The organism is Prescottella equi (assembly GCF_020171745.1).
Classification (GTDB): domain Bacteria; phylum Actinomycetota; class Actinomycetes; order Mycobacteriales; family Mycobacteriaceae; genus Prescottella; species Prescottella equi_A.
Window position 1 is genome coordinate 48,503 of sequence record NZ_JAIVAH010000005.1, and the last position, 13,185, is coordinate 61,687.

General features: G+C 70.5%; 12 protein-coding genes. 2 read left to right on the forward strand and 10 right to left on the reverse strand.

Annotated features, from left to right (window positions below; genetic code table 11):
• Positions 1–4: 4 nt before the first annotated feature.
• The 8 genes from LCL87_RS03760 to LCL87_RS03795 form a co-directional block, all read right to left on the reverse strand.
• A complete protein-coding gene (locus tag LCL87_RS03760; protein WP_225016840.1) occupies positions 5–670 on the reverse strand; it encodes a type II CAAX endopeptidase family protein in 666 nt (221 codons plus the stop codon).
• On the reverse strand, positions 667–2,448 hold the full coding sequence (locus tag LCL87_RS03765; RefSeq protein ID WP_225016842.1) for an alpha/beta-hydrolase family protein: 1,782 nt from the start codon (positions 2,446–2,448) through the stop codon (positions 667–669). Before LCL87_RS03765 ends, LCL87_RS03760 begins: the two co-directional genes overlap by 4 nt.
• 3 nt (positions 2,449–2,451) lie before the next feature.
• Positions 2,452–4,731 carry a phosphoribosylformylglycinamidine synthase subunit PurL gene (purL, locus tag LCL87_RS03770; protein ID WP_225016844.1) on the reverse strand — a complete coding sequence of 760 codons (2,280 nt, stop codon included), beginning with the start codon at positions 4,729–4,731 and terminating at the stop codon, positions 2,452–2,454.
• Between the two features lie 116 nt (positions 4,732–4,847).
• Entirely contained in the window at positions 4,848–6,140 is a 1,293-nt protein-coding gene (locus LCL87_RS03775; RefSeq protein ID WP_225016846.1) for a M18 family aminopeptidase, read from the reverse strand.
• 31 nt (positions 6,141–6,171) lie between these two features.
• Positions 6,172–6,522 carry a VOC family protein gene (locus LCL87_RS03780; protein WP_225016848.1) on the reverse strand — a complete coding sequence of 117 codons (351 nt, stop codon included), beginning with the start codon at positions 6,520–6,522 and terminating at the stop codon, positions 6,172–6,174.
• 32 nt (positions 6,523–6,554) lie between these two features.
• Positions 6,555–7,034 carry a carboxymuconolactone decarboxylase family protein gene (locus LCL87_RS03785; RefSeq protein ID WP_225016849.1) on the reverse strand — a complete coding sequence of 160 codons (480 nt, stop codon included), beginning with the start codon at positions 7,032–7,034 and terminating at the stop codon, positions 6,555–6,557.
• Positions 7,031–8,158 carry a dihydrodipicolinate reductase gene (locus LCL87_RS03790; protein WP_225016851.1) on the reverse strand — a complete coding sequence of 376 codons (1,128 nt, stop codon included), beginning with the start codon at positions 8,156–8,158 and terminating at the stop codon, positions 7,031–7,033. The genes LCL87_RS03785 and LCL87_RS03790 overlap by 4 nt, the downstream gene beginning before the upstream one ends.
• 52 nt (positions 8,159–8,210) lie before the next feature.
• Positions 8,211–9,638: a cation:dicarboxylate symporter family transporter gene (locus tag LCL87_RS03795; RefSeq protein WP_225016854.1), complete on the reverse strand. Its 1,428-nt coding sequence runs from the start codon at positions 9,636–9,638 to the stop codon at positions 8,211–8,213.
• 174 nt (positions 9,639–9,812) lie between these two features.
• Here LCL87_RS03795 and LCL87_RS03800 point away from each other — a divergent pair, with 174 nt between their 5' ends.
• Together LCL87_RS03800 and LCL87_RS03805 are read left to right on the forward strand one after the other, a co-directional pair.
• Positions 9,813–11,423 (forward strand): sensor histidine kinase, encoded by a 1,611-nt coding sequence (locus LCL87_RS03800; RefSeq protein ID WP_225017116.1) that lies wholly within the window; start codon positions 9,813–9,815, stop codon positions 11,421–11,423.
• On the forward strand, positions 11,420–12,130 hold the full coding sequence (locus tag LCL87_RS03805; protein WP_225016856.1) for a response regulator: 711 nt from the start codon (positions 11,420–11,422) through the stop codon (positions 12,128–12,130). Before LCL87_RS03800 ends, LCL87_RS03805 begins: the two co-directional genes overlap by 4 nt.
• Before the next feature lie 100 nt (positions 12,131–12,230).
• On the opposite strand, the gene purQ is transcribed toward LCL87_RS03805, so the two are convergent.
• Positions 12,231–12,908, reverse strand: coding sequence for a phosphoribosylformylglycinamidine synthase subunit PurQ (gene purQ, locus LCL87_RS03810; protein ID WP_225016857.1), 678 nt, complete (start codon positions 12,906–12,908; stop codon positions 12,231–12,233).
• Positions 12,905–13,141, reverse strand: a complete 237-nt coding sequence (gene purS / locus LCL87_RS03815) for a phosphoribosylformylglycinamidine synthase subunit PurS (protein ID WP_225016859.1) — start codon at positions 13,139–13,141, stop codon at positions 12,905–12,907. The genes purQ and purS overlap by 4 nt, the downstream gene beginning before the upstream one ends.
• Positions 13,142–13,185: the final 44 nt, after the last annotated feature.

Consider the following 13,185-nt stretch of genomic DNA (forward strand, 5'->3'; position numbering starts at 1 on the left):
CGCGTCACACCGGCGGCAGCGGCGCCTCGTCGGCCCCGGTGGTTACTTGGATACGGCGCAGGAACAGCGCGCCCCCGACGTTGACGGCCAGGTGCAGCAGCGCGGGTGCGAGCAGGCTGCCGCTGCGGGCCCGCAACCAGTCGAACACGAGCGACGCCGACGCCGTGAACGCGACGGTGCCGGGCACAGAGTCGTCGGCGACGTGCGCGGGGTGCACGTGCCACAGCCCGAACGCCGCCGCCCGCACCGTGGTGGCCGCCGGCGCCGGCCATGCCCGATCGGTGAGCGCGGTCAGCACGCCGCGGAAGAGCAACTCCTCGGTGATCACCGTGCCGAACGGGATGTGCGCGGCCACCCATTCGACGAAGTCGTGCCGCACGTCGTCGGGCACGGCGAACCTGCTGTGCAGCGACGGCATCGCCAGCGCGACCGCGTAACCGGCGACGGGGACGGCCGCCGCCGCGCTCCCCCACAGCAGCCCGGCGCGAATGTTGCCGAGCCCCAACTCGTCCGGGCGTAGGCCGCCGGCCAGGGCCGTACCGGTCGCCCCGAGTGCGACGACGGTGCCGGCGGTCGCCCGATGCCGCGACGACAGCCGCAGCGCGGGCAGCACGCCGTTGTTCCAGGCGACGAGCGCCGACCCGAAACCCAGCGCCGTCGCCCGGCTCACTTCTCGGGCCCGTCGTGCCCGCGCAACTCCTCGAGCACGCCCCGCACCCGTTCGGTGTCGGCGGGCGTCCAGCCGTCCGGGGCGGTGACGGCGACCCAGCCGTCGAGGATCACGGTGCCGTAGTTGTGACCGTGCCCGTCCGGCACGCCCGCCGCGTTCGCGAGGTCCGCGCTCACCTGCCAGAACGTGACGAACGGGAACCACTTCATCGATGGGAGCCGGTCGAATCCCGGTGGCTCCGAGAGCCAGTCGGGCCGGGCGAACGCCAGATCCGGCGACCACCACACGACCGGGTCGGACGGGTGCTGGATGTAGAGCACCCGGGGTTCGAGCCACGGACCGGGACCGCCGGGGATCGCGCCCGCGTCGTCGGCGAACCGCACGACGAGGCCGTCCGCGTACACCGGCTGGATCTCGGGGGTGCCGGGATCGCGGCGCTCGGTGAGTGCGCGCCACAGCGGGTTCGAGTTGGGCGGGCCCACCCACAGCACACCGTCGACGTCCTCGCGAATGTCGGCGAGGCCGTCGAAGGCGCCCTCGCCGGCCTGCGTTCCGAGGCTCTCGCCGTACACGTACAGCTTGGGCCGCGTGGCCTCGGGTTTCGTGAGCCACCGGTCGTGGACCGCCTGGATCAGTGCCTTACCGGCGACCGCGGCCCGCCCGCGGTCGGCGACGAACGAGATCCAGCTCGGCAGGTACGAGTACTGGGCCGCGACGAGCGCGCTGTCGCCGTTCTCGACGAGTTCGATCGCCTGCGCGGCGGTGGGGTTGACCCAGCCGGTGCCGGTGGTCGGGATGATGACGAGCGTCTTGCGTTCGAAGGCCTTGGTCCGCTCGAGTTCGTCCAGCACGACGTTCATACGGGCGGCGGTGTCGTCGGCGGTCTCGAGGCCCGCGTACACCCGGATCGGTTCCTTGGCGGGCGCGCCGTTCGCGGCGGTGAGTCCATCGGCGTGGATGCCGCCGGAGACGAAATTGCGGCCCTCGAACCCGAGGGTGTCCCACGGCGCCGCCGACGCCGGGCTGCCCGACTTCTCGGGCAGCATCGGCTGCACGGCGCCGGGACGGGTCTCGCTGTTCTGCAGACTGAAGATCGAGTTGACGACCCCGTAGCCGACCCGCAGCAGGATGCCGTCGACGAGCATGAACACGAGCACGAGCACGACGGCGAACCCGGCCGCCGACGCGGCGGGACGCGGGATCTTGAGCCACTTGTTGAGCTGCCGGGCGACCCAGCGGACGATGTCGCGCAGCACCCGCCACAGCGAGATCAGGGCGGCCGCCACCAGCAGGCTCAGCCCTCCGGTGCGGATATAGCCGGTGGTGGTGGTGCCCTCGGCGTTCATCAGCGCCGACAGCTCCCGCTGCCAGCCGGCGGCGTACACCAGCATGATGACCGCGGCCAGCGCCGACAGCACCGGTACCGCGACCTTGATCGCCCGCATGTACCGGTCCGGCAGCGGCCACCACGTCCGGCGGGCAAGCCCGAACTCGTAGACGACCCAGCCGATCGCGGTGCCCACCGCGTAACCGAACGCGGCGTTGATGCCGCCGATCAGGCCCTGGAACAGCCAGTCACGCGGCAGCAGCGACGGCGTCAGCGACCAGCAGAAGAACAGCGACGCGAACGCGATGCCGGTGAAGTCGAGCTTCAGCAGGCCCCAGGCCCAGAGGACGAACGGGTGCCGCTGATCGAACCCGGGGACGGCAGGGGTCGTCGGCTGCGGGTCCTCCCGCAGCTCAGCGACCGCCTCCCGTTCGATCCCCGAGTCCGTCACGCATCACCCAAACAATGCCGGGAGGGTCGCCTCGTGCGTCTCACGCAGCTCGGCCATCGTGACCGAGAACTGACCCTGCACCTCGACGGAGTCGGAGCCCTCGTCGACGACACCGATCCGGGTCCACGGAAGACCACGGGCCGAGCACATCCCGGTGAAACGGGTCTCCTCGGTGCGCGGCACCGCGACCAGCACGCGGCCGGCCGACTCGGAGAACAGCGTCACGAACGGGTCCTCGCCCTCCGGCAGCAGGATCCGGCAGCCGGTCTCGCCGGCCAGCGCCGCCTCGACGACGGCCTGCGCGAGGCCACCCTCGGACAGGTCGTGCGCGGCGGAGATCAGGCCGTCACGCGAACCCGCGAGCAGGATGTCGGCGAGCAGGCGCTCACGCTCGAGGTCGACCTTCGGCGGGACGCCGCCGAGGTGACCGTGCTCGACCTGGGCCCAGATCGAGCCGTCGAACTCGTCACGGGTCTCGCCCAGCAGGATCAACGTCTCGCCCGGCTCGAGGCCGAGACCGGTGGGGATGCGACGGTGCACGTCGTCGATCACGCCGAGGACGGCGACGACCGGCGTCGGCAGGATCGCGGTGGATCCGGTCTGGTTGTAGAAGCTGACGTTGCCGCCGGTGACCGGGATGCCGAGCTGCGCGCAGCCGTCCGCCAGGCCGCGCACGGCCTGCTGGAACTGCCACATGACGCCCGGATCCTCCGGCGAACCGAAGTTGAGGCAGTTGGAGACGGCCTTCGGGGTGGCGCCGGTGACGGCGACGTTGCGGTACGCCTCGGCGAGCGCGAGCTGCGCACCGGCGTACGGGTCGAGCATCGTGTAGCGGCCCGACGCGTCGGTCGCGAGCGCGATGCCGCGGCCGGTCTCCTCGTCGATGCGCACGACGCCGCCGTCGGCGTTCTCGGCGAGCACGGTGTTGCCGCGCACGTAGCGGTCGTACTGCTCGGTGATCCACTTGCGGCTGCACAGCGCCGGCGAGGAGATCATCTTCAGCAGCGTCGCCTTCAGCTCGTCCGCGGTCTCGGGACGCTGCAGGTTCGCGGTTGTGTCGGCGATCAGCGCGTCCTGCGTGTCGGGGCGCGCGACGGGACGCTCGTACACCGGGCCCTCGTGGGCGATGGTGTTGGCCGGGGCGTCGACGACGGTCTCGCCGTGCCAGTCGATGACGAGGTGCTCGCCGTCGGTGACCTCACCGATCACGGTGGCCAGGACGTCCCACTTCTTGCAGACCTCCATGAACGCGTCGACGTTCTCGGGGGTGACGACCGCGCACATGCGCTCCTGCGACTCGCTCGAGAGCACCTCGGCGGGGGTCATCCCGGTCGCACGCGTCGGGACCAGGTCGAGGTCGATGTGCATGCCGCCGTCACCGGCCGCCGCCAGCTCGGAGGTGGCGCAGGACAGACCGGCGCCGCCGAGGTCCTGGATGCCGACGACCAGCTTCTCGCGGTACAGGTCGAGGCAGCACTCGATGAGCACCTTCTCGGTGAACGGGTCGCCGACCTGGACGGCGGGCAGCTTCTTGGGGCGGCCACCGGCGCTGTCGTCGAACGTCTCGGACGCGAGGACGGACACGCCGCCGATGCCGTCGAGGCCGGTGCGCGCACCGAACAGGATGATCTTGTTGCCGGCGCCGGACGCGAACGCCAGGTGCAGGTCCTCGACGCGCATCGCGCCCGCGCACAGCGCGTTCACGAGCGGGTTGCCCTGGTAGGAGGCGTCGAACACGGTCTCGCCGCCGACGTTGGGCAGGCCGAGGGAGTTGCCGTAGCCGCCGACGCCGCGCACGACACCGTCGACGACGCGGCGGGTGTCGGCGTGGTCCGCAGCGCCGAAGCGCAGCTGGTCCATGACCGCGATCGGACGCGCACCCATCGCCATGATGTCGCGGACGATGCCGCCGACGCCGGTGGCCGCGCCCTGGTAGGGCTCGATGTACGACGGGTGGTTGTGCGACTCGACCTTGAAGGTGACCGCCCAGCCGTCTCCGATGTCGACGACGCCCGCGTTCTCGCCGATGCCGGCGAGCATCGAGGCGCGCATCTCGTCGGTGGTGGTCTCACCGAAGTACTTCAGGTGGACCTTGGAGGACTTGTAGGAGCAGTGCTCGCTCCACATCACCGAGTACATCGCGAGCTCGGCGTCGGTGGGACGGCGGCCGAGAATCTCCTTGATGCGGGCGTACTCGTCGTCCTTGAGGCCCAGCTCCTTGAACGGCTGAGCGACGTCGGGAGTCGCGGAAGCGTTGGTGACGGTATCTACCTGCGGAGACACGGGGCGTGTGGTCCCTTCCCTCTGGGATCGAATCGGCAGGCCGGACGGCGGGCTGCCAGCCCAAAGTCTAGCCGGGGGCGCCGACACACTGCGCACCCCGTCGCCGGACCGGCCGACTACCGCACCGGCGTCAGGAAAGCCGCGAGCGCGTCCGCGTACATGCCGACGTCCCGGGCACCCATCAGCTCGCGCGCCGAATGCATCGCCAACTGCGGTGCGCCGACGTCGACGGTCGACAGACCGGTCCGCGACGCGGTGATGGGACCGATGGTCGAGCCACACGGCAGGTCGGCGCGGTGCACGTACCGCTGCAGCGGCACCCCGGCACGGTCGCAGGCCAGCGCGAACTCGGCGGCGCCGGCGGCGTCGGACGCGTACCGCAGGTTCTGGTTGACCTTGAGGACCGGTCCGCCGTTGATCGTGATCCGATGCGCGGGCTCGTGCCGGTCCGGGTAGTTGGGGTGCGTCGCGTGCGCCATGTCGCCGGACGCGCACACCGACCCGGACATCGCCCGCAGGAAGTCCTCGCGGCCGCCGCCGCGCAGCAGCACGATCCGCTCGAGCACCGAGTTCAGCAGGTCCGAGAAGGCGCCGCGGTCGGACATGCTGCCGACCTCCTCGTGGTCGAACAGCGCCAGCACCGGTGTGCAGTCGCCGGGCTCGGCGACTGCCGCGAGCAGCGCCTGCGTCCCCGCGTAGCAGGTGCCCTGGTTGTCGAGCCGCGGCGCGCTCACCAGCGACGCGTCCTCCCCCACCACCGCAGACGGGGCGAGGTCGTGGGTCATCAGCTCCCAGCCGAGGACCGCGTCGGCGGCCACCCCGGCCTCACCGGCGAGGAAGCCGATGAACGAGCGTGGTTCGGTGCCCGTCCCCCACACCGCGTTGACGTGCCGCTGCGGGTCCAGCTGCACACCCTTGCGTTCCTCGGACAGGTGGATCGCCAGCTGCGGCACCCGCAGGATGGGCCGGTCGACGCGGACGAGGACCTCCTCGACCGCGTCCCCGGCACGGACGCTCAGTCGCCCGGAGATGCCGAGGTCGCGGTCGAGCCACGAGTTGAGCCACGCGCCGCCGTACGGCTCGAGGCCGACCAGCTGCCAGCCCGCGGAGACGAGATCGGGGTGCTGCTTGACCCGCAGGTTGGGGCTGTCGGTGTGCCCGCCGACGATGCGGAACGGCGACGCGGGGCCGCCGTCCGGGACGCCCTCGGTGCTCCACGCGATGAGCGAGCCCCCACGGATCAGGTAGTACCGGCCGGGCGCCGACGGCCAGGCGTCGGTCTCGCGCAGTTCGGTGAAACCGTTCTCGGTGAGCTCCGCCGCGACCGTCGCACACACGTGGAACGGCGACGGCGAAGCGTCGACGAACGAACACAATCCCTGGGCGTCGGCCTGCGTCATCGATGGCATACCGACAATCATGCAGTACCGCGTGCCCGACTCAGTGGGCTCCCGAGACGCAGAACTGGTTGCCCTGCGGGTCCGCGAACGTGACCCAGCGGAAGCCGTCCATGTTCTCGCGGTGCACCTCGGTGCCGCCGGCCGCCAGGACGCGCTCGACCTCCGCGTCGAGATCCTCCGACCCGAGGTCCATGTGCTGACGGTTCTTCCCGGGGGTGGGATCGCCCACCTTCTGGAAGCCCAGCTTGTGGCCCCAGCCGGGGACCCCGACCATGTAGAACCAGCCGTCGTTCTCCTGCTCGATGGTGCCGCCGGTCAGGTCCGCCCACCACTGCGCGAGCGGTCCCGGATCGGTGGAGTCGATCGTGATCATGCCGAGTGTGAGTGCCATGACCGGACGCTAGCGCAGGGGTCCGACAGCCGTCAGAGTTCCGGCAGCGCGCACACCGTGTCGAGTCCGAGGACGTGGTTGAGCCGCCCGGAGACGATCCACGAGCCGATGCTCATGGTCAGTTCGACGATCTCGCGCTGGCTGTAGTGCTCGGCGATCCGCGCCCAGAACTCGTCGTCGAGGTTGTGGTGGTCGAGCGCGTACCGTTCGGCGTACTCCGCGGCCAGGCGGGTCCGGTCGTCGAAAGCGTCTGTGGTGCGCCAGTTCTCGACGGCCTCGAAGAACCCGTCCTCGACCTTCTCGCCGTCGCGTTCGGTACGCCAGTCCATGCAGACGATGCAGCCGTTGATCTGGGCGATGCGCAGCCGGGCGGCCTCGAACTCACGTAGCGCCAGCGTGGACTGCGAGTAGACGGCGAGCGACAACTTGGACGCCGCGATCCCGATGCCGGGCACCATCTCGCCCCACACGTAGCCGACGGGGTCCTTGCCCTCGGGGATGTCGATTCTCATTGCTCGGTCCTTCCGGTTGTCCCCAGTGTGCCCGCCGCGGCCGTGGCTGTCGCCGAGAATCCCAGTGCCGGCGACGGCCGCAGCGGCACTTCGAGGGCGTCGTACAGTCCCGGTTCGGCCTCGACGAGCCAGTCGATCGCGTTCACGAGACGTCCGACGGCGGTCGCGTTGCCACCCGCGGCCCGGCTGCCGCCCTCGTCGGTCGCCTCCACCGAGACCTCGATCCGCGGGCGACCCTCGACGATCACGCGGTGCGCCCCGGCACCGCCGTCGGGCGGCATCGGCCAGTCCGTCGCGCACGACGGATGGATGCGGGTGACGTGCTCGACGACGATCCGCGGCACTCCCCCGACGATGCCCTGCACCTCGAACCGCAGCGCGCCCTGGGTTCCGGCCGCGAAGTCGCCCATCGTCGCGGTGGTCACGTCCGCCTCGAGGGTGCGCCGCTGCACGGTCTCGCGGATGTCGTCGAGGTCGACGCCGAGCGCCCGCGCCATGAGCCGGATCTGCCCGCCCCACACCATCGTCGGCACGGTCGGCGCGATCATCGGCGGTTCGTAGTCCATCGGCTGCCCCATGCCGACGAGGTAACGCACCGAGTCGGGCTGGTCGTACGTGGAGTAGTCGAAGATCTCCTGGCAGCGGAGGACGTCCACGACGGATCCCAGACCGCTGAGCAGCAGCGGCAGCACGTCGTTGCCCCAGCCCGGGTCGACACCGGAGACGAACAGCGACCCGCCGGCCGTATTGATCGCGTCGAGCACCGGTTGCCGGATCTCCGGGGGTGCACTGCGGTGGTCGTACAGCGCGTACAGCGACGGCGTCACCACCACCGCACCGGTGCGCAGGATCCGCACGATGTCGGCGAGCGCGTCGTCGGGACGGATGTCGCCGGATGCCGCGTACACGACCGCGTCGGGCCGGGACGCGAGAACCGCGTCGGCGTCGTCGGTGGCCGGCACCCCGACGTCCGCGCCGACGTCGCCGAGAACGCCCGCGTCACGGCCCACCTTGGCGGGATCGTGGACGACGACCGCGGACAGTTCCAGGCGGGGGTTGGCGTGCACCGCGCGGATCGCCGCGCGTCCGACGTTGCCGGTGCCCCAGACGACGGTGGTGATCATGCGCCGCACGCTAGCGAAAACCGTTGCTCCGCGTATGCGGTTCGGGCATACGTCAGGCGCTCGCGAGCTCCCGATCGGAGCCGGTGGCGGGCACGACCGTCGGCCGGGCCGGAGCCTCGTCCGCCGACGGCCCGGTCTCGTGATCGTCGACCATGGTCGACTCGTCGAACGGAATCTCGCCGTCGAGGACGGCCCGGACCCGCTCGGTGTCCACCGACTTGGTCCAGGTTCCGACCAACAGGGTCGCGACGGCGTTGCCGGAGAAGTTGGTGACCGCGCGGGCCTCCGACATGAACCGGTCGATGCCGACGATCAGGCCGACGCCGTCGAGCAGTTCGGGCCGGTGGCTCTGCAGACCGCCCGCGAGGGTGGCCAGTCCGGCGCCGCTGACGCCGGCCGCACCCTTCGAGGCGATGATCATGAACACCAGCAGCGACAGCTGCTCCGGCAGCGCCAGCGGCTGCCCCATCGCGTCGGCGATGAAGATCGACGCCATCGTCAGGTAGATCGCGGTGCCGTCGAGATTGAACGAGTAGCCGGTCGGCACGACGACGCCGACCGTGGTCCGCTCGACGCCGACGTGCTCCATCTTCGCGATGAGGCGCGGCAGCGCCGACTCCGACGACGACGTCGCGAAGATCAGCAGGTACTCGCGGGCGAGGTAGCGGACGAGCTTGAAGATCGAGACACCGGCGAACGCCCGCAGGATGCTGCCGAGCACACCGAATACGAAGATCAGGCAGGTGAGGTAGAACCCGAGCATGAGGGCGCCGAGCTGGACCACTGCCCCGAGACCGGTCTGCCCGACGACGCTGGCGATGGCGCCGAACGCACCGATCGGCGCGAGCCACAGGATCATCGACAGCACCTTGAACACGAGCTTCTGCACGTAGCCGACGCCGCGGAGCACGGGCTCGCCCTGCTTGCCCATTGCCTGCAGCCCGAAGCCGACCAGCAGCGCCACGAACAGGGTCTGCAGCACGCTGCCCGCGGTGAGCGACGACAGCAGCGACGTCGGGATGATCGACGCGATGAAGTCCATCGTGCCGCCCGCCGCGTGCGCCTTCTCGGCGAGTGCCGCACCGGTGCTCACGGTGTCGGGCGTGATGTCGAGGCCACTTCCGGGGTTGAGCAGGTTGCCGACGACCAGACCGATGCCGAGCGCGACCGTCGACATGCCGATGAAGTACGCGAGCGCGAGACCGCCGACCTTGCCGACGCTCGCGGCCGCGCGCACCGAGCCGATGCCGAGCACGATGGTGCAGAAGATGACGGGGCTGATCATCATCTTGATCAGGTCCACGAACATCGTGCCGAGCACGCCGAGCGACTTGCCTGCGTCGGGCGCGAGCCAGCCGACCAGCACGCCGGCGACGACGGCGACCACGACGCCGACGTAGAGCCAGTGCGTACGATCACGCGTCTTCTTGCTCTCGACGGGTTGCGCCGGCCCCAGCGTCCCTGCTGCACTCGTGCTCATGCGGAGTCCTCTTGATTCGGATGGATACGCGACGAGTCGGCTCGTTGATCTTCGAGTGATCGGGGTCACGCCGGCTCGCCTGTGAATGCTGGTACCCGCAGAGGCCCCGGTGAAGTTTGTGTTCATTAGTTTCACGAGAGGATCGACGTGCCCCTCGGCACCTCCCGCCGACCGATGAGCGTCGCGCGTCAGCTGCTGATCCTGCAGTTGGCGGTGTTGGCGCTGGTAATCGGCGCCGTGTCCGCGTTCGCGATCGTCAACGAACGGCGGGATTCCGATGCCGCGACGCGGCGCGAGGTGACGGACGTCGCACAGGCGGTGGCGTTGTCGGACTCGACGATCGCCGCCCTCCGCGGCCCCGATCCCACGGCCGCCCTCCAGCCCGAGGTCGAACGCGTCCGAGAGGCCACCGGCACGGACTTCATCGTCGTCATGGCGCCCGATCGCACGCGCTACACCCACCCGGATCCGACACTGATCGGGCAGCGCTTCGAGGGACACATCGAGCGGGCGCTGGCAGGTGAGACGTTCACCGAGACGTACTCGGGTTCACTCGGGCCGTCGATTCGCGCGGTCGCCCCGGTCGAGTCCGACGGGCAGCTGGTGGGCCTGGTGTCGGTGGGGGTGACGCGCGAGCGGGTCGGTGAACAGTTCGCGCAGGGGTTGCCCTCGCTGCTCGGGATCGCCGCGATCGCGGTCGTGATCGCGACGGTCGGGGCGACGCTGGTGAGCCGACGACTGCGCCGGCAGACGCTGGGACTCGACCCCGACCGGTTGCGCCGACTGTACGAACACCACGACGCCGTGCTCCGGTCGATCGGCGAGGGGCTGATCGTGTTCGGCCGCGACCGCGACGGGCGGGTCCGGGTGGATGTCGTGAACGACGAGGCACGACGCCTGCTCTGGCTGCCCGACGGCCCGATCACGCCGGACCAGCTGCCCGAGACACTGCGGCGCATCGGTCCCGACGCCGACGGCGAACAGGACGAGGTGCACGTGACGGCCGATCGGATCCTGGTGGTCGGCCGAGCCCCCGTCCTGTGGGAGGGCCGGCGGATCGGAACCGTCGTGACGCTCCGAGATCACACCGAATTACAGAGCGCCCTCGGCGAACTCGATTCCGCGCGTAGCGTCGCCGAGTCGCTGCGCGCGCAGGCCCACGAGTACGCCAACCGTCTGCATACGATCGTGACGATGGTCGAACTGGGCCGCAACGACGACGCCGTCGCGTTCACGACCGCCGAACTCGCGACCTCGCAGCACCTGATCGATCGGCTGACGGCGGCCGTACACGAGCCCGCACTCGCGGCGCTGCTGCTGGGGAAGGTGACCGAGGCGGCGCAGCACGGCGTCGAACTGACGGTCACCGAGGACACCGCGTTGGGGCCGGCGACGGCGCTCAGCCCGCTCGAACTCGTGACTGTGGTCGGGAATCTGGTCGACAACGCGATCGACGCCGCGCGATCCGAGGACGACGCCCAGCCCTGGGTGGAGGTGACGGTGACGGAGGAGGATTCGATGCTCGTGATCCGGGTGGCCGACAGCGGTCCCGGCATGGATCCCGAAGCACTCACGCGGGCGACGACCCGCGGATACTCGACCAAACCGGTGGACGGGCGGCCCGCGCGTCAACGCGGCCTGGGGCTGGCCCTCGTCGCGCAGATCGTCGCGCGACACGGTGGGCGTCTGCACACCGAACCCTCACTCGCAGGCATGCTCGTGGTCGAGATCCCGCTGCCCGGGGTGGCGCGACGTCGTGCTTCCGGGGAGGTCGGGGACCGGTGATCCGGGTGCTGATCGTCGAGGACGAACCGTTGATCGCCGAGGCGCACCGCGCGTACGTGCAACGTGTCGAGGGCTTCGAGGTTCACACGGTGGCGCACACCGCGGCCGCCGCGATGCGGGCCGTTGCCGAGGCCGCGTCCTCCGGCGAGCCGATCGACCTGGTCCTGCTCGACATCGGTCTCCCCGACGCAAGCGGTCTCGATCTGGCCGTCGCGCTGGGCGGCCTGCGTCCCAGTCCGGGGATCATCGCCGTCACCTCTGCCCGCGACCTCGACGTCGTGCGGACCGCGGTGGCCCGCGGCGTCGTGCTGTATCTGCTCAAGCCGTTCACGTTCGCGGCGCTCCGCGACAAGCTCGAGCACTATCGCGAGTTCCGCGCCGCCCTGCCCGCGGGCGGAACGGCCGTCAGTCAGCACGACATCGATCGGGCCATCGCCGTACTGCGAACCACGGACCCACGCGCGACCGCGCCGAAGGGCGTCGCCCCGCACACCGCAGATCTCATCAGTGCGTGCGTGCACGACGCCGACCGGCCGCTGACGGCCGCGGAAGTCGCCGGCACCGTCGGGGTCTCCCGCGTCACGGCGTGGCGCTATCTCGAGCGCTTCGCCGACGACGGCGTGCTCACCCGGGAGACCGAGTACGGCCGTGCCGGGCGTCCTCAGGTGCGGTACACGTGGGCTGCGGATTCCCGCCCTGATCGGTAGGGAGACCCCCGGAAACGACACGGCCGCCGCAGCGACTCCCGGAATCGGGAGTGCCGCGACGGCCGCGCGAACCCGTGGGTCCCTCGAACGTGGTACCGGATCAGGCCGTCAGGACGCTCTCCAGGACGGAGTAGAACATGCCCAGTCCGTCGTCGCTCGGGCCGGTGAGGGCCTCGGTGGCGTGCTCCGGGTGCGGCATGAGACCGACGACGCGGCCGTTGGCCGATGCGACACCGGCGATACCGCGCTGCGAGCCGTTCGGGTTGTCGCCGACGTAGCGGAACACCACGCGGCCATCACCCTCGAGCTCGTCGAGCACCTGCTCGGACGCCTGGTAGCGGCCCTCGCCGGACTTGAGCGGGACCAGGATCTCGGCGCCCGACTCGTAGCGCGACGACCATGCCGTCGAGTTGGACTCGACCTTGAGCCACTGGTCGCGGCACACGAAGTGCAGACCGGCGTTGCGGGTCAGCGCGCCCGGCAGCAGACCGGCCTCGCACAGGACCTGGAAGCCGTTGCAGATGCCGAGGACCGGCATGCCACCCTCGGCGGCCTTGACGACCTCGCCCATGACCGGCGCGAAGCGGGCGATGGCACCGCAGCGCAGGTAGTCGCCGTAGGAGAAGCCACCGGGAACGATGACCGCGTCGACACCCTTGAGGTCGGCGTCGCCGTGCCACAGGCTGACGGCCTCGCCGCCGGCGAGACGAACCGCGCGGGCCGCGTCGACGTCGTCGAGCGTGCCCGGGAACGTGATGACTCCGATGCGTGCACTCACTGGACTCGGGTGACCTTCCAGTCCTCGATCACCGTGTTCGCCAGCAGCGACTCGGCGATGGTGGCGAGCTCGTCGTCGCTGACGGTGTCGTCGACCTCGAGTTCGAATCGCTTACCCTGGCGGACCTCCGACACACCGGGATGGCCGAGTCGGGACAGCGCCCCGACAATGGCCTGCCCCTGCGGGTCGAGAATTTCGGCCTTGGGCATGACATCGACAACGACACGGGCCACGTGCTGCTCCTCGCTATGGCTGGTTTCCGCCCGGGATCGCACCG

Excerpts from the sequence above, each read along its gene's own strand:
- LCL87_RS03775 (WP_225016846.1), bottom strand. The coding sequence starts at position 6,140 with ATGCCATCGATGACGCAGGCCGACGCCCAGGGATTGTGTTCGTTCGTC.
- LCL87_RS03780 (WP_225016848.1), bottom strand. The coding sequence starts at position 6,522 with ATGGCACTCACACTCGGCATGATCACGATCGACTCCACCGATCCGGGA.
- LCL87_RS03785 (WP_225016849.1), bottom strand. The coding sequence starts at position 7,034 with ATGAGAATCGACATCCCCGAGGGCAAGGACCCCGTCGGCTACGTGTGG.
- LCL87_RS03790 (WP_225016851.1), bottom strand. The coding sequence starts at position 8,158 with ATGATCACCACCGTCGTCTGGGGCACCGGCAACGTCGGACGCGCGGCG.
- LCL87_RS03795 (WP_225016854.1), bottom strand. The coding sequence starts at position 9,638 with ATGAGCACGAGTGCAGCAGGGACGCTGGGGCCGGCGCAACCCGTCGAG.
- LCL87_RS03800 (WP_225017116.1), top strand. The coding sequence starts at position 9,813 with ATGAGCGTCGCGCGTCAGCTGCTGATCCTGCAGTTGGCGGTGTTGGCG.